We start from the raw sequence: 16765 nt of genomic DNA on the forward strand, positions 1-16765 counted from the left end.
TTGTCAGCATTTCGTCTACGGGGCTTTCACCCTCTTTAGCGGAATTTTCCAAATCCTTCAACTATACTAACAGACTACCATATTGGAGTCCTACAACCCCAACAAGCAAGCTTGTTGGTTTGGGCTCTTCCCGTTTCGCTCGCCGCTACTCAGGGAATCGAATTTTCTTTCTCTTCCTGCAGGTACTAAGATGTTTCAGTTCTCTGCGTCTACCTCTAATCAGCTATGTATTCACTGAAAAGTAATATCCTATAAAAGATATTGGGTTCCCCCATTCGGAAATCTCTGGATCATAGCTTACTTACAGCTCCCCAAAGCATATCGGTGTTAGTCCCGTCCTTCATCGGCTCCTAGTGCCAAGGCATCCACCGTGCGCCCTTATTCACTTAACCTTATCAACCTTACGGTTGGGTCTTGATCACTTCTTCTAGCGATAGAAGGTTAATCAATAAATAAGCAATTGAACTTATTAAAAAACTCATTCAACGCGGTGTTCTCGGTTTGTTTTGATTCTTTTTACTTCAATATCCAGTTTTCAATGAACGAATCTGATAGCAAAAGCTATCAATGGAGCCTAGCGGGATCGAACCGCTGACCTCCTGCGTGCAAAGCAGGCGCTCTCCCAGCTGAGCTAAGGCCCCGAATTTATTTGATTGAGAGTAGACCTCTCAAAACTGAACAAAGTAAAGACGAAATGTGTATTTCCGTAATATTCCTTAGAAAGGAGGTGATCCAGCCGCACCTTCCGATACGGCTACCTTGTTACGACTTCACCCCAATCATCTATCCCACCTTAGGCGGCTGGCTCCAAAAAGGTTACCTCACCGACTTCGGGTGTTACAAACTCTCGTGGTGTGACGGGCGGTGTGTACAAGGCCCGGGAACGTATTCACCGCGGCGTGCTGATCCGCGATTACTAGCGATTCCGGCTTCATGCAGGCGAGTTGCAGCCTGCAATCCGAACTGAGAGAAGCTTTAAGAGATTTGCATGACCTCGCGGTCTAGCGACTCGTTGTACTTCCCATTGTAGCACGTGTGTAGCCCAGGTCATAAGGGGCATGATGATTTGACGTCATCCCCACCTTCCTCCGGTTTGTCACCGGCAGTCTCGCTAGAGTGCCCAACTAAATGATGGCAACTAACAATAAGGGTTGCGCTCGTTGCGGGACTTAACCCAACATCTCACGACACGAGCTGACGACAACCATGCACCACCTGTCACTTTGTCCCCGAAGGGAAAGCTCTATCTCTAGAGTGGTCAAAGGATGTCAAGACCTGGTAAGGTTCTTCGCGTTGCTTCGAATTAAACCACATGCTCCACCGCTTGTGCGGGCCCCCGTCAATTCCTTTGAGTTTCAACCTTGCGGTCGTACTCCCCAGGCGGAGTGCTTAATGCGTTTGCTGCAGCACTGAAGGGCGGAAACCCTCCAACACTTAGCACTCATCGTTTACGGCGTGGACTACCAGGGTATCTAATCCTGTTTGCTCCCCACGCTTTCGAGCCTCAGCGTCAGTTACAGACCAGAGAGCCGCCTTCGCCACTGGTGTTCCTCCATATATCTACGCATTTCACCGCTACACATGGAATTCCACTCTCCTCTTCTGCACTCAAGTCTCCCAGTTTCCAATGACCCTCCCCGGTTGAGCCGGGGGCTTTCACATCAGACTTAAGAAACCGCCTGCGCTCGCTTTACGCCCAATAAATCCGGACAACGCTTGCCACCTACGTATTACCGCGGCTGCTGGCACGTAGTTAGCCGTGGCTTTCTGGTTAGATACCGTCAGGGGACGTTCAGTTACTAACGTCCTTGTTCTTCTCTAACAACAGAGTTTTACGATCCGAAAACCTTCTTCACTCACGCGGCGTTGCTCGGTCAGACTTTCGTCCATTGCCGAAGATTCCCTACTGCTGCCTCCCGTAGGAGTCTGGGCCGTGTCTCAGTCCCAGTGTGGCCGATCACCCTCTCAGGTCGGCTATGCATCGTGGCCTTGGTGAGCCGTTACCTCACCAACTAGCTAATGCACCGCGGGTCCATCCATCAGCGACACCCGAAAGCGCCTTTCACTCTTATGCCATGCGGCATAAACTGTTATGCGGTATTAGCACCTGTTTCCAAGTGTTATCCCCCTCTGATGGGTAGGTTACCCACGTGTTACTCACCCGTCCGCCACTCCTCTTTCCAATTGAGTGCAAGCACTCGGGAGGAAAGAAGCGTTCGACTTGCATGTATTAGGCACGCCGCCAGCGTTCGTCCTGAGCCAGGATCAAACTCTCATAATAAAAGTTAGAACAACCTTGCGATTGTTAAGCTCAATTTGTTTGCTAGCATATTGCTTGCTTGTTAAAAATGTTTGTTGTCTTGAATTGAATCAAGACGCCCTACACATTTGGTTCGTCTATTCTTTGTTCAGTTTTCAAAGGTCTACGTTACCTCGCAGCAACTTTTATATCATAACAAACTCTCGTTTGAATGTCAAGAACTTTTTTAAAAAAGTTTTTTTAAGTTGTTTTGCTCGGTTGTTGTTGTCTGTTGTGACAACTTCTACATCTTATCATCTCGTTTGTTATTTGTCAACAACTTTTTTGTTGTTTTTTCAAACTTTTTTCGAGAGATTCGAAATCAAGAATTGTTATTTAATTATTGATTTCTGAATCGCTCAGCTGTGTGACTCGCCTTGCGACATGTAATAATATATCAAGATTTTGATGTTTGGTCAACACTTTTTTTCAAAAAAATTAAAAGAAGTTTTCAATCTGTTTTCATTCTTTTCAATTATTTCGTTTTTAAACTTTTTAAATCCTAATTGTCTATCAAAACAGTTTAATTCCTTACTAAAAATCGAACAATTTGAATCATATATTTGAAATAGTTCGATTAACTTTTTTACGTACAACATAAAAAAAGAAAGAATCTGTTCGATTATCGACAGATTCTTTCTTTTTTGTTTAAAACATTGGAACACCTTCAATATGATATTTTGACCAAATCGTTTTTAATTCTGCAGGTGCTACCCATGTATAGTCTTTATCCATTTCATTTTTAAGTGCTTGTTCATCCATCTCGAAGACAAACAGCGGAACATTTTCTTTATTGATATGCGCGTTAGTTAATTCTACTAAGCTAATTGAAGTAACGTCCAATTGAACCTCTTCTTTGAACCATTGTAGCATACTAGCTAAACCCGTCATCTCATCAGAAACTTTTGCCATCGCAAACTCAATCGCTTCACCTATTGGATGCATCAAAAATTTTTTACTACCATCGTTTAAGTTCAGTATGATTGTTCCAGCGACTTTTTTGTTAGACACGACATCCACCTCAATTAATTTTTAGATTCACTAACAAAAGAAATTGTAACACACTTTCTGAAAAAATACAGAATTATTTTTCAAGCAACTTATCCATTGCTTCATCAATCCATTCTGGAAGTTCTTTGTCTAAGGTTGCAAAGCCAATTTTTTTATTCTTATCCGTAAAATATTTTTTGCGTCGATGATTCACTGAATGAACTTTGTCTTCAAGGGTCCGTAAAGATAAGCTAATCTTTTGAGAATATTCATCAACATCAATAACTTGAACGGTTACTTTTTGTCCAACGGTTAAGAGTCCATGGATATTTTTGGTAAAGCCAGCTTGTACTTCCGAAACATGAATCAGTCCCTGTGTTTCTTCGTCTAAAGAAACAAATGCGCCATATGGTTGAAGTCCGGTAATTGTGCCAGAAAGTACCATACCAATTTTGTACTTCATCAAATTTCCTCTTTTCATACGATAAATTTCTTTTTCCGTTTCTACTCATTTAAAATAATAGCATTTTTTCAACGTTTGTGCATTATTTCTTCCCTAGTTGTTAAAACTATTGTTTCATCTTTTAAGCAAAATCTACTATACTATAGGAAGTAAGACTTTATATAGAAGAAAAGGAGTTATCTTATGTTTAATTTTAATGAAACCATTGATCGTCGCCACACGAATTGTGTTAAATGGGACACCGTTGAAACGAGTTACCACGAAAAAGATTTACTACCTTTATGGGTTGCTGATATGGATTTCAAAGTGCATCAGCCTATTCTTGATGCTTTGTCACAAGTTATTGAACAGGGTATTCTAGGATATGCAGTGGCACCTAATGAACTGTATCAAGCAATTCAAGATTGGCAACAGCAACACCATCAATTGATTGTTGAAAAAGAAGAAATTTTGTTTAATAGTGGCGTGGTACCCAGTTTGGCCACAGCCGTTCAAGCGTATACAGCACCTGCGGATTCTGTCATGATTTGTGATCCAGTCTACCCCCCTTTTGCAGATGTGGTAAAACAAAATGAGCGTAGACTTGTGCGACATTCTTTACTAGAAGTTAACGGACATTATGAAGTTGATTTGGTTAAAATGGAACAACAGATAATCGAAGAAAAGGTGAAGCTGTTACTTTTTTGTAATCCCCATAATCCTGGTGGACGTGTTTGGACAAAAGAAGAATTGCTAGCAATTGGCCGTTTATGCAAAAAACACCAAGTAACTGTGGTTAGCGATGAAATTCATCAGGATTTGATTTTCAAACCGCATACCTTCACTTCCTTCACTGTCGCTGATGAAGCATTTAAGGAATTCACTGTTACCTTAACAGCGGCAACGAAAACCTTTAATTTAGCGGGGATTAAAAATTCAATGCTGTTCATTCCTAATGAAAAACTACGGCAATCTTTCGTATCTTTACAAGACAAAAATCATCAAGGCGGTATCAATACTTTTGGCTACGTGGGAACGGCAGCTGCCTATCAAACAGGGGAAGAATGGCTAACGGCGTTACTTGATTATTTAAAAGAAAATATTGATTTTGCCCTTTCCTTTTTCCGTGAAGAGCTGCCTAGCGTTCGTGTAATGGAGCCTGAAGGAACCTATCTTTTATGGTTAGACTTTAGTTCTTATTCGCTAACGGATCGGGAACTTCGCGATACCTTAATTCATAAGGGGAAAGTGGTTCTAAATCCAGGAATTAGTTTTGGTCCCCAAGGTTCTCAACACATGCGTTTAAACTTAGCTTGTTCAAGAGAAACTCTCGAAGAAGGCCTTTTACGTATCAAAAAAGCCTTTAATTAAAAACAGCTGTCCTAGTTTTTAGGACAGCTGTTTTTAATTCTTTCTTTTGCGTTTAGCTAAATAAACTCTGATGAACCAGATACCTGAAAATAGAAGTAAAATTTCTCCAATTATTATTGTATAAAATCCTGGTTCATGAACGATTCCTTGCTGATCTACATACGTAAAAAACGTTCCTATAAATGGGAGTATTACTGCAAACAAAGCCAAGGCCATTGGATATCTGTATTTTTCTAACAAATTCGCTTCCTCTCCTTCTATTCTTTCACTCAGTATCCTATAAAGACTTCATTAAAAGAAGCGATTTGGATGCTTTTAAAAAAAAGTTAGTCGTTTTAAGAAAAAAATAAAGAGTACCAACGAATTTGTCCCTCGTTGATACTCTCTTTTTCAATTGGTTAAACTTATTCACCAATGATTTCAACTGTGTCCATCACGACGTCAAATGTTGGACGGTCTTGGGCATCCCGTTGGACTCCACCAATTTCATCCACTACATCCATACCATCAACAACATGACCAAAAACAGTATGACGGAAGTCTAACCAAGGTGTTCCGCCTTGTTTGTAGGCTTCAATAATTTCTTCTGGAAAACCAGCATCTTCTAACTGACTCATCATTTGAGCTGGAACATTTTGATTAGTAACAACAAAGAATTGGCTACCATTTGTGTTAGGACCAGCATTTGCCATTGATAATGCGCCACGCAAATTGAAAACATCCCGAGAAAATTCATCCTCAAATGCTTCTCCATAAATACTTTCGCCGCCCATTCCTGTTCCGGTTGGGTCACCGCCTTGAATCATAAAATCAGGAATCACACGATGGAAAATAACGCCATCATAGTAGCCCTTTTTCGCTAATTCAACAAAATTTTCAACCGTTTTAGGCGCTTGTTCTGGGAATAATTGAACAGTGATGTCGCCTCGGTTTGTTTTAATGACCGCTTTTGGGCCTTTAGCATTTTCTAAATCTAATTGTGGAAATTGTGACATGAGAATGTCCTCCTAGATAATTATTTTATAGTTCCATCATATCGAAAAATGCTAAAAATTGCTATGATCTTTTTCCAATGATTAAAGAATGCTTTGATTCGTTAGCCAAACTTGCTTTTTTCGAAAAGCCGTGCTATTTTGTGAAGTGTTCGCAAAACGATCAATAGTTGTCTCAACCCTAAATGAATTAGGAGGAATTTTCAAATGTCTGATGAAAAAGATATTTATGATTTAACGATTATCGGCGGCGGTCCTGTTGGATTATTTGCCGCTTTTTATGCGGGAATTCGTAAAGCAAAAACGAAAATCATTGATAGCCTGCCGCAATTAGGTGGTCAGCTAACAATGCTGTATCCCGAAAAATATATTTATGATATTCCTGGATTCCCTGCTATTAAAGCCGGTGAGTTAATTGCCAATTTGGAAAAACAGATGCAGCCATTTCAGCACGATGTTTGCTTGGAAGAAGAGGTCACACACCTTGCACAGGAAGCAGATGGACTTCTGCGCTTAGACACAACTAAAGGCACACATTATTCTAAAACGGTTATCTTTGCGATTGGTAACGGCGCTTTCCAACCTCGACGTTTAGCTATCGAAAATGTTGAAGCCTTTGAAGGTGAGTCAATCCATTATTATGTGACTGACATGAAAAAATTCGCTGGCAAAAAAGTTGCGATTGCTGGTGGCGGCGATTCCGCAATTGATTGGGCTTTAATGCTAGAAAACGTCGCAGAAGAAGTATCTATTATCCATCGTCGCCCACAATTTCGCGGCCACGAACATAGCGTGGAACAACTGGAAAAATCTAGCGTTTCTATCAGAACTCCTTATATCATTAGTGATATTTTAAAGGAAAACGAAACGTTCACAGGCATCCAATTAACGGAGACAAAAGGTGACCAAACATTGGAGCTCCCTCTGGATGATTTAATTATCAATTATGGCTTTACTTCTTCTTTAACACACCTCAAAGAATGGGGATTAGACGTTTCTAGAAATGCTATTAATGTTCATTCCGATATGTCAACTAACATTCCTGGTGTATACGCTGTAGGAGATATCTGTTCCTATGAGGGAAAAGTGAAATTAATCGCTACAGGCTTTGGTGAGGCACCTACTGCCGTAAATAATGCTTTACATTACTTACGGCCCGATGCTCGACGTCAACCAGTTCATAGTACAAGTTTATTTGAAAACGGCGTACCTAAATAAGGTTAGCACTGGACTTTAGCAGTTTTTAAGCCAAGGACAAAAATCTAAATCGGATTTTTGTCCTTGGCTTTCTGCTTTACTGAAAAGCCTTTCTTTTTCTCTTTTAAATTTATTTTTGATACAATAAAAAGTGCTAGGAGGAAGAAAGATGAACCAACCAATTATTTATTTAAATGAAGTATTCAATGAAGAACAACTGGAACAAGTGAAAGCTGTGGCGCCCAATTATCTAGTTAAAACATCTACCGATCATTTATCCTCTGCTGAAGAAGAGGCAATCGAAATTATGTTAGGCTGGCATAAAGAAATTGGTCCGCGTTTATTAGCCTCTGATACTAGTCACCTAAAATGGATTCAGCTCATTTCTGCTGGTGCTGATTATATGGATTTTGATAAATTAAGAGAAAAAGGCATTCTGTTGTCTAATGGTAGCGGAATCCATAGTGTTTCTATCTCAGAACATGTTTTAGGCGTTTTATTAGCACATACCCGCGGACTGCAAGAAAGTATCCAACAACAAATGCAACACACATGGAATCAAACAGCCCCTTCCTATCAACAACTTTCTGGGCAAAAAATGTTAATCGTAGGCACCGGGCAAATCGGACAACAATTAGCTAAATTTGCTAAAGGTTTAAATCTTCAAGTTTATGGCGTGAATACCTCTGGACATGTGACGGAAGGCTTCATTGAATGCTATTCACAGAAGAATATGAGTAAAATTATCCATGAAATGTCCATTGTTGTGAACATTCTTCCTTTGACTGAAACAACAAAACATTTATACAATCAGGCACTTTTTGAAAAAATGGCTCCTGAAACAATTTTCGTAAATGTTGGTCGAGGCGCCTCAGTAGCAACGAACGATTTGATAACTGCCTTAAACAATAAAACCATTGCTTTTGCTGCCTTAGATGTCTTTGAAGAAGAACCTCTTCCCGAAGATAGCCCTTTATGGGAGATGCAGAATGTTTTATTAACACCTCATATTTCTGGCATGACACCGAAGTTCAAATCAAAATTACTGGCGATTTTTATTCCAAACTTAAATCAATTTGTGACGGATCAGACCCTCGTCAAAAACCAAGTTTCCTTAAAAAAAGGCTATTAACTCAAAAAAGGCCTTCAACCATCTTTCAAGTAATTGCATGGTTGAAGGCTTTTTTTTGCTATTTTTTACCAGATAACCTTGAAGTTATCATTTGTCGACGCTTGAATGATTGGATGTTTTTTCAAATATTCTGCAATCAGTTCCGTCATGTCAATTTGAATTTCTCGAATAATTTTTTCAGGTTGGAACATTTGATAGTTTCCGCCACCGACTGCTCGGTATTGATTTGTCACGATTTCCAAAACATCTTCTGCTTGCACTGCTTTGCCATGATAATTAAGTTTCGTCACTCTTTCACCAAACGGTTGTCTTAAATCAAGCGTATACTCAATGCCTTCATACATATCATAATTATAGTATTGTGGTTTTGGATCGACATATTTCGGGTTAAAAATTGGTTGGCCTTTTTCTAACACAAAATAAGTAGCGCTTTGTTCTAACGCTTCACGGAGGTCTTGTCCAGTGACACGCAATACAGCCAAAGTATTTGGATAAATGTAGTTGGTAATGATATCGCGCATCGTAATTTGATTATTAAATCCTTTGCCTTCATTGTTAAAAAGTGCAGTCCCTGAAATATCCGTTCCGCTTGAAGCCATTTGGACGTTATTAATAAATTCTATATATGGATGTTCTTTGAGGCGTACGGCATTCGGATTTTGAATCGTCATATCCCCTTCCACATTTCCCACTGGTTGGTCAAGCCACTCTTCTACCTCGTCATGTAACGCTGTTGTCAAAGCTAAAACTTCTGTATCTGGTTGTTCGTTTCCAACAGGATGAATAGCTGCGTCACTTCCAATAACGCGATAGCCTTTAGCCATAGGTTCAATTTCTAAAGTAATTTCTCCAACGAAAGCTCCTCGAAAACCTGGTTGAATCACAGGTATTCCATTCAGTTTTGTAGCAATTTCTCGATGTTGGTGACCAGTGACTAAGGCATCAATCCCAGGAACTTTTTCCAACAAATCGTAGCCTTCATTTTCTCCTGTTAGTAATTCCGTGGGTTCCCCTGTTTCTAAATCTTTTTCAAAACCGCCATGGTAAGCGACAACAACTAGATCCGCTTCTTCCCGCAGTTTTGGCACGTATTCTGCCGCTGTTTCAACGACACTTTTAAACGTTAAATCTTTGACTGTTGCCGGCTGTTCCCAATGAGGAATATATTGAGTCGTCACGCCAAGGATGGCTACTTTAACCCCTTGTTTTTCTATGATGACATACGGCTGACCGAAATAAGGTTGTCCATCTTTACCAAGGATATTGGCAGCTAAAACTGGCTGTTGATAACTGGCAATCGTTTCCTTTAAATAATCTAAACCGTAATTAAATTCGTGGTTACCTAAAATGCTAACATCATAATTCATTTGATTAATGATTTTAGTGATGGCTTCCACTGAATGTGTTTCTGCTTTTCTTACGTAGTAACTAAGCGGCGAACCTTGAATAAAATCCCCATTTTCAATTTGAAAAACTGGTCCTTTGGCAGACGCACGTAACTTTTTCAGCATGGTTGCTGCTTTTGCGGTTCCAAAAGGCAAATCCATCTTTTTTTCACTATAACTTGTTGGCATAATATACCCATGCATATCACTTGTTGCTAAAATTTTTATTTGCATTTTGTTTCTCTCCTTCTTCCGCCCAAAAGAACAGGAAGGTTAGAACACGAGCCATAACGACTCAGATCCCAACCTCCCACGTCTGTTTATTTATTGATTATTGGTTCCATGCTTGTTCAAATTGTGATGTTGCATCTTTCAATAATTTTTTCGTGTCTTTATTTGATGAAGCAAAAATACTTTCCATAATTGTCCGCATTTCATTATAGGCTGAATCAGCATTCTCTTCTACTGGGATAGCGAATAAATCTTTTACTGCGTTTTCAAGTTGTGCAGGTACTTTGGTTGTCTTAGAGTTTTTGTACTCATCACTGTGTAAAACAGATTCTAAAATTGGCATATAACCTGTTTGTTGTGCCCAGTACAATTGTGAATCAGGCGTTGCTAAGAATTTCATGAATTCAAATGCCGCTGTCCGTTGTTCTGGCGTAGCACTATCGAACATATAAATATCTGTTCCTTGTTGTAAGTTGATTTTTTCAGGACGTGGTGCAACACCGTATTCATAGCCACCAGCTTCAGCATCTTTTTGAACAAAACCAGCACCAGCAATACTACCGACAAACATTGCTACCTTTTTGTTTGCAAATGGGCCAGATAAATATTTATCTGAACCAGCTGTGCGGAAGTAACCTGCTTCGATACCATCACGGTAATAGTCCACGACTTCTTGTGAATCTTTGCTTGTTAAATCTAAGTCTTTATTAAAATCAACGCCTTTGTTTTTCATTCCAATTGCGTAATAGTTATTTAACGAGTCAAAACCAGCACCAACGACTTCTTTGTTGGATTTTTCGTAAATTGTTTTAGAAGCTTCTTTTAATTCCTCTAATGTTTTCGGTACTTCAACACCATATTCTTTCAACAAATCAGCATTATAGAATAACATTTCTGTCGATTTATTAAATGGAATGCCGTATTGTTTGCCGTCGATTTTGGCGCCGTCTAACAATACTTCACGAATTGGCTCTGCATCTTTCCAACCGATTGTGTCATCATCCATATATGGTTTTAAGTCCACTAACATTTCATCTTGTGCAGCATTCCATAACCAGCCTGGGTACGCTTGCGTAATTGTTGGTAAATCTTTTGGTGAAGTTAAAGTCGAATTGATTTTGGCTTGTAAATCAGGGTAAGCAGATTGATTTTGTAATTCCACTTTAATTTTTGGATTTTCTTTCATGAAGTCTTTCGTTAATTTTGTTAACGCTTCTTCTTGAACCCCATTCATTGCATGCCAGAAAGTGATTGTCGTATCTTCCTTCACTTCTTTCACAATATCGTTTGATTCTTTGGCCCCATTACCGTTACCACAAGCCCCCAATGCGAAAATAGCTGCGGTTGCTAACACTGTTGTTGCTAGAGTTTTGAACTTCATTTTTTTCTCTCCCTTAAAAAAATTTATAAAACAATTTGCTCGCCACGTTCTGGCAATATTCTTTCACCATACGGGTTTTCCAGTTTTTCTGGTTTTAACGTATGGATTGGAACCAATACTTGAGGTTCAATCAATGCAATAATTTTATCCAGATCTTCTGGAATTGCATGTCCTGAACAAGCTAAACGGACAAAAGTAATGTCTTTTTTAGCCAACAAATCTAAAAACACGCGATACTGTGGATCAAAGTCCCCTAACGGTTGCGCATCACTGTGAATGTATAAACTACCTTCTTGGAGGTTGTCAAACTGGTTCACAACTTGCCACAAATAGTCTGTTTTGTCCTTTAGTAACGTGTCATACGGGATTTCTAACGCTGGATTCAATTCTAGTATTTTACCAGATTCAGCATAATAATAACGAACTTCTATTCCAAATACTTCAAGTAACAACGCAGCCATATTTGCTTCTAAAACGACTGTACGTGGTGACTTTTCAATAATCTTAGCAAAACGTTCTACGTTTGCTGGATAACCATTAAAGGTAATTTGTCGATTCGGGTTTTCTAGTTCTAAACGAACCAAGTGCTGAACAAGATCTTCTTCACTGACAACCGCTATTTGGGCTGGATCTGGTTCACGTTCTGGGAAGCTAATGCTTACGCCTTCCATCATTAATAATTCTGTATGTTTGGCTTTTTCACAAAAAGCTAAAGTCTCTTCACGATTATGGCCATGTAAGCGCAAATCACCTGTGTATGTGATGAAATGGTCAGGCGTGCGAATCAGTAATGCCGAAGCACCGTACGCATCATGATCAACAGGTACGATTTCCACTGAAATTTCGCCAACTTTAATCACATCGTTTTTATTAAGACCAATCATTTCTCGGGTAAAATTCTTTTCTTCAAACGGTGATGGAATCAAAAAATCACCTTTGCGATTTAAACTATTTAGAATCATTTTCGTTTCTTTTAGTGTGTACAACGGAACAGCTGGATCTAAATAATTAATCATGCGTGAATGATCTAAATGGGCATGAGATAAGAAAACAGCGGTGTGTTGATACTCTTTGTCTTCTGCACCATGATATTCATAACCTAAACGTGGATCATATAAGTCTTTTAATTCTGGCACTAAACGATTATTAATTAAGGTTTCAATGTGATCATCGGGCAAATCTAATTCTGGTCGAAATTCTGTACCAAAATCAAAGAAGATGTGGGCATCTTTATACGCCACTTCAATCACGGTTCCTCCAATTGTTAAAATGCCACTGTGAAAAGTCACAGTTGTTTTAGCCTTTGATTCCATTTTTTGCAACTCCTCTGATAATTTCTTTTCTGAAAATCAAGTAAATAATTAAAATTGGAATAACGGTTAATGTTGCAGCAGCCATTTGTAAATGTACGTCACTACCGCTCTCTGTCGCAAAGGCCGATAGTCCATTATTCAATAGACGGTATTTTTTCTCGTTCGTCACCAACAATGGCCACAAGAAAGAATTCCAACTAGAAATAAATGTTAAAATCCCTACTGTTACCAACGCTGGTTTTGACATTGGTACTAAAATACGCCAAATATATTCTAAATCACTAGCGCCATCAATCTTGGCAGCCTTATAAAAAGTATCAGGAATACCTTTTAAATAACCGTTTAAATAGTAAATATAAAAAATACTAGTTAAAAATGGAATAATTAAGGCGCTGTAAGTATTTAACAAACCTAATTGCGCAATCGTTTGATAATTGGTAAAAATAATAGATTCATACGGAACCATTAATAACGAAATCATCAAAGCAATGACCACATTTTTAAAACGGAACTTCAAACTCGTTAATGCGAATGAAGCTAACACGGCGGTGACTACCGTAGCAATCGTTGTAACGCCTGAAACAAAGACTGTGTTCAAGAAATACCGAAGAAAGGGTGCTTTTTGAAAGACCTCTGTGTAGTTTTGCCATTGTGGTTGTTTCGGAAACATGGTTGGCGGCATGCTGGTCGCTTCAGAGTAACTCATTAAACCAGCTAAAATCATATAGACAAATGGAAATAACGTAATAACGGCTAAAATGCCTAAGAAAACAAATGCGATAATCGTTAAAACTTTTTTCATTGGCTTATTGCCCCACTTTCTTTAAGAGTTTATTTTGTAAGAAAGTGACCACTAAAATAATCACAAATAAAATCACTGTGGCGGCCATCGCAATTCCGGGACGCCCTGCAATGTGGAATTTGTCATAAATATAGTACACTGCGGTTGTGGCACTATTGGCAATCCCCGCACGGCCACCGAATAAAGCATAAACTTGTGTATAAACTTTAAAGGCGCCAATTAAATTGACCGTTAATAAAAAGGCAATGGTCGGGACTAGCTGCGGAAACGTAATACGTCGGAAAATTTCGCCGTCTGAGGCACCAAACATTTTCGCTATTTTAAAGTGTTCTTCATCAATATTTCTCAACCCAGCCAACAAAATAATAATATTAAATGCTAAACTCGTCCAAACCCCAAAAATAATCAATGTCGGCATACTCATTTGAACATTATCTAGCCAGTTGACAGAAGGAATGCCGAAAAAGCCTAAGACGTAATTGACAATTCCATAATCGCCATTAAAGAAGTAACGGAAGACAATCCCAATGGCAATCGTACTCGTTACATAAGGCATAAAGAAAATCGTTTCAAAGAAACTCTTATGTTTAACTTTTTCAAAGATAATCCAAGCAATTGCTAGGGAAATTATCAAGGCAATCGGTACCACAGCAAATGCATAGAGCGCTGTATTTTTTAACGCTTTATAGAAGATTGGATCATTCAATACACGTTGATAATTTTCTAAACCAGCGTAGCGTTGGTTAATTAAGGAACCTTTTTGGAAGCTCATCCACAAAGAACGAAACAGTGGATAAACGCTAAACAGTAAAATGATTCCTAATGATGGCAGAAGGAAGAGCCATGCTTTTGGTTGATTTTCTGGATTGTATTTTTTCATTAGTAAACCCGGTCTCCCGCTTCGTTAAAGATAAATACTTTTTTATATGAAAAATCAAAAGATAAAGTGTCTCCTTCTTCAATCGCTTCTTCTACACTTACAATTGATTTCACTTGTTCATTTCCTAATGTAAATCGTAAAATACGTTCTCGACCAATCAATTCCACTAAATCTGTCGTTGTGGTAAAGAGACCTGTTTCAGCTGGTACCACATCTTCTGGACGAGAAGCAAACGTATATTTCCCATCAGTCATCGGCATTTTAAAGCGTGCTTGCTCAAAACGCTCAAGCGGAATTTCAAAACTTTCGTGGTACATTTTGCCGTCTTTCACTTCAACAGACAATAAATTAATAATTGGGTTACCTATGAACTGAGCAACAAATAAGTTATTTGGTTCTAAGTAAAGGTTTTGAGGTTCATCATTTTGTTGAATAACCCCTTCGTTTAATAAAATAATTTTATCACTGATTGATAGCGCTTCCTCTTGGTCGTGCGTTACAAAGATTGTTGTAATCCCTACTTCTTTCACCAAGCGGCGGATTTCTTCACGAATTTTCAAACGCAAACGTGCATCCAAGTTACTTAAAGGCTCATCTAATAATAAAACATCTGGTTTTTGAACTAACGCCCGGGTAATCGCAACACGCTGTTGTTGACCACCAGAAAGTGTGCCTGGCTTTTTATGGCTTAACTCTTCAATATTCGTTAGTTTCATATATTCTTCGGCAATAGCTTGTGCCTCTGCCTTGGGCACTTTCTTACTTCCTACCGTCAAAGGAAACATTACGTTTTCTAAAACAGTCATATGTGGATATAAGGCATAGTTTTGAAAAACGAACCCGATGTTCCGATCTTTTGGTGCTGTTTTGACAACCGATTGCTGTCGAAACTGAATATCTCCATCACTTGGATGTAATAAACCTGCAATTAAGTTTAAAATTGTGGATTTCCCACACCCACTTGGTCCTAACAAACAAACCAAGTCCCCTTGCTCAATCGTAAAATTGACCGATTTTAACGCTTCAAACCCATTATCGAATACTTTTTTCAAGTCGATAACTTCTATCATGACCCAACCTCCAAAAAAACATTTAATAGCATACCTTTTGATTTTAACATTTATTTCTTGCAACCGCGAGAGCAAAGCTGTTTCATTAAGATAAAAATAGGTAAAGTTAATGTATTTTTTATGTAAAAAATGTTGTTTTTCTGAAAGTCTATTCACACTTTTTTTAATGTACAACAAAAAAACAGAGAATTTTTCTCTGCTTTTTTGGTTATTTTTTAGAATCTTTTTCTGATTCCTTTACAATATAAATTGGTCGTTTTTTCGTTTCTAAGAAAATTTTGCCGATATATTTGCCAATAATTCCTAAACATAATAGTTGCAAGCCACCTACAAAAAGTACAATACAAACCATTGAAGGCCAGCCGCTTGTTGGATCACCATTAACTAATGTTCGAAAGATAATCACTAACATTGCTAGTGCAGAACCAATACACGAAAAGGCGCCAACGTATGAAGCAATATTCAATGGTGTTTCTGAAAAATTGACAATCCCGTCAATTGAATAACTTAATAGACTCCAGAAAGACCAAGAGGTTTCTCCAGCAATTCGTTCTCGATTTTTAAATTCAATATATTCTGTTTTAAAGCCGACCCAACTAAAAATCCCTTTTGAAAAACGATTATACTCAGATAACTCTAAAATCGCATCGACCATTTGTCGGGTCATGACACGAAAGTCACGGGCACCATCCACCATTTCTGTCTCAGCAATTCGATTAATGAGTTTATAGAACATCCGAGCAAAAAAGCTACGAATGGGCGGTTCGCCGTCTCTTGTTATGCGTCGTGTGCCAACACAATCTAAATCTGTACTGGTTTCAATCATCTCAATCATTTGAGGTAATAACTCAGGCGGGTCTTGTAAATCAACGTCCATGACTGTCACTAAGTCACCTGTCGCTTCTTTTAAACCAGCGTATAAGCCTGCTTCTTTCCCAAAATTTCGTGAAAAAGAAAGATAACGAACCTTCTCTGGATGTTCGCGATAAAGCTGTCTTAAAACAGCTAACGTCTTATCTTTTGAGCCATCATTCACAAATATATATTCTACTGAATGAGACAGTTGCTGGCTAATTTTTTCTACTTCTTCAAAAAACAGCGGAATCGCTGCTTCCTCATTATAACAAGGGACAACAATTGATAACATTTTATTTCCTCCACACTTCAGTTAATTATCATTATACCATATAATAGCCTTATTAAATAACGATATCCAACTAAAAATAACTTAAATAGAAAGAACCTGAGAAAAAATCCAAAACGATTTTTTCTCAGGCTGA

Annotated in this window: 15 protein-coding genes, 1 tRNA gene and 2 rRNA genes (1 of these 18 cut by a window edge); 3 read left to right on the plus strand and 15 right to left on the minus strand. The window is 38.6% G+C overall.

Translation table 11 applies throughout. The annotated features are described in order from the left end of the window. The 6 genes from MKZ30_RS10995 to MKZ30_RS11020 all read right to left on the minus strand — a co-directional run. A 23S ribosomal RNA gene (locus MKZ30_RS10995) occupies window positions 1-392 on the minus strand; it reaches 2521 nt to the left of the window's first position. A 176-nt stretch (window positions 393-568) separates the two neighbouring features. Continuing rightward, window positions 569-641: transfer RNA gene (locus MKZ30_RS11000), tRNA-Ala, on the minus strand. A 79-nt stretch (window positions 642-720) separates the two neighbouring features. Further along, window positions 721-2281, minus strand: a 16S ribosomal RNA gene (locus MKZ30_RS11005). Together the 16S and 23S rRNA genes with 1 tRNA gene alongside form the textbook arrangement of a ribosomal RNA operon. A gap of 434 nt (window positions 2282-2715) precedes the next feature. Continuing rightward, window positions 2716-2964: a hypothetical protein gene (locus tag MKZ30_RS11010; protein ID WP_033601328.1), complete on the minus strand. Its 249-nt coding sequence runs from the start codon at window positions 2962-2964 to the stop codon at window positions 2716-2718. After that, window positions 2948-3319 (minus strand): hypothetical protein, encoded by a 372-nt coding sequence (locus MKZ30_RS11015; RefSeq protein WP_002385270.1) that lies wholly within the window; start codon window positions 3317-3319, stop codon window positions 2948-2950. The genes MKZ30_RS11010 and MKZ30_RS11015 overlap by 17 nt, the downstream gene beginning before the upstream one ends. Before the next feature lie 64 nt (window positions 3320-3383). Next, entirely contained in the window at window positions 3384-3752 is a 369-nt protein-coding gene (locus tag MKZ30_RS11020; RefSeq protein WP_002365178.1) for a CvfD/Ygs/GSP13 family RNA-binding post-transcriptional regulator, read from the minus strand. Between the two features lie 183 nt (window positions 3753-3935). On the opposite strand from MKZ30_RS11020, the gene MKZ30_RS11025 reads away from it, so the two are divergent. After that, a complete protein-coding gene (locus tag MKZ30_RS11025) occupies window positions 3936-5102 on the plus strand; it encodes a MalY/PatB family protein (RefSeq protein ID WP_033601329.1) in 1167 nt (388 codons plus the stop codon). 33 nt (window positions 5103-5135) lie between these two features. Here MKZ30_RS11025 and MKZ30_RS11030 read toward each other — a convergent pair whose 3' ends face one another. Both MKZ30_RS11030 and MKZ30_RS11035 read right to left on the minus strand, forming a co-directional pair. After that, window positions 5136-5342: a DUF3955 domain-containing protein gene (locus MKZ30_RS11030; RefSeq protein ID WP_080280023.1), complete on the minus strand. Its 207-nt coding sequence runs from the start codon at window positions 5340-5342 to the stop codon at window positions 5136-5138. 164 nt (window positions 5343-5506) lie between these two features. Beyond that, window positions 5507-6097, minus strand: coding sequence for a peptidylprolyl isomerase (locus MKZ30_RS11035; protein ID WP_002361120.1), 591 nt, complete (start codon window positions 6095-6097; stop codon window positions 5507-5509). Window positions 6098-6301: 204 nt separating this feature from the next. On the opposite strand from MKZ30_RS11035, the gene MKZ30_RS11040 reads away from it, so the two are divergent. Together MKZ30_RS11040 and MKZ30_RS11045 are read left to right on the plus strand one after the other, a co-directional pair. Then, window positions 6302-7312 carry an NAD(P)/FAD-dependent oxidoreductase gene (locus MKZ30_RS11040; protein WP_033601330.1) on the plus strand — a complete coding sequence of 337 codons (1011 nt, stop codon included), beginning with the start codon at window positions 6302-6304 and terminating at the stop codon, window positions 7310-7312. A gap of 148 nt (window positions 7313-7460) precedes the next feature. Beyond that, window positions 7461-8423, plus strand: a complete 963-nt coding sequence (locus MKZ30_RS11045; protein WP_002355148.1) for a phosphoglycerate dehydrogenase — start codon at window positions 7461-7463, stop codon at window positions 8421-8423. Window positions 8424-8488: 65 nt separating this feature from the next. On the opposite strand, the gene MKZ30_RS11050 is transcribed toward MKZ30_RS11045, so the two are convergent. The 7 genes from MKZ30_RS11050 to MKZ30_RS11080 all read right to left on the minus strand — a co-directional run bounded on the left by MKZ30_RS11050 (window position 8489) and on the right by MKZ30_RS11080 (window position 16632). Beyond that, entirely contained in the window at window positions 8489-10042 is a 1554-nt protein-coding gene (locus MKZ30_RS11050; RefSeq protein WP_002406273.1) for a bifunctional metallophosphatase/5'-nucleotidase, read from the minus strand. Window positions 10043-10139: 97 nt separating this feature from the next. Then, complete coding sequence (locus tag MKZ30_RS11055; protein WP_002359172.1) at window positions 10140-11420, minus strand: extracellular solute-binding protein; 1281 nt, start codon at window positions 11418-11420, stop codon at window positions 10140-10142. Between the two features lie 23 nt (window positions 11421-11443). Further along, complete coding sequence (locus MKZ30_RS11060) at window positions 11444-12733, minus strand: MBL fold metallo-hydrolase (protein WP_002371395.1); 1290 nt, start codon at window positions 12731-12733, stop codon at window positions 11444-11446. Then, window positions 12717-13535 (minus strand): carbohydrate ABC transporter permease, encoded by an 819-nt coding sequence (locus MKZ30_RS11065; RefSeq protein WP_002355144.1) that lies wholly within the window; start codon window positions 13533-13535, stop codon window positions 12717-12719. The genes MKZ30_RS11060 and MKZ30_RS11065 overlap by 17 nt, the downstream gene beginning before the upstream one ends. Window positions 13536-13539: 4 nt before the next feature. Then, a complete protein-coding gene (locus MKZ30_RS11070; RefSeq protein WP_002355143.1) occupies window positions 13540-14415 on the minus strand; it encodes a carbohydrate ABC transporter permease in 876 nt (291 codons plus the stop codon). Beyond that, window positions 14415-15548 (minus strand): ABC transporter ATP-binding protein, encoded by a 1134-nt coding sequence (locus MKZ30_RS11075; protein WP_002396511.1) that lies wholly within the window; start codon window positions 15546-15548, stop codon window positions 14415-14417. Before MKZ30_RS11075 ends, MKZ30_RS11070 begins: the two co-directional genes overlap by 1 nt. Window positions 15549-15693: 145 nt before the next feature. Then, window positions 15694-16632, minus strand: coding sequence for a glycosyltransferase family 2 protein (locus MKZ30_RS11080; RefSeq protein WP_002355141.1), 939 nt, complete (start codon window positions 16630-16632; stop codon window positions 15694-15696). Window positions 16633-16765 lie beyond the last annotated feature (133 nt).

The sequence above is a fragment of the Enterococcus sp. LX10 genome (genome assembly GCF_023539285.1).
GTDB classification, from domain to species: domain Bacteria; phylum Bacillota; class Bacilli; order Lactobacillales; family Enterococcaceae; genus Enterococcus; species Enterococcus faecalis.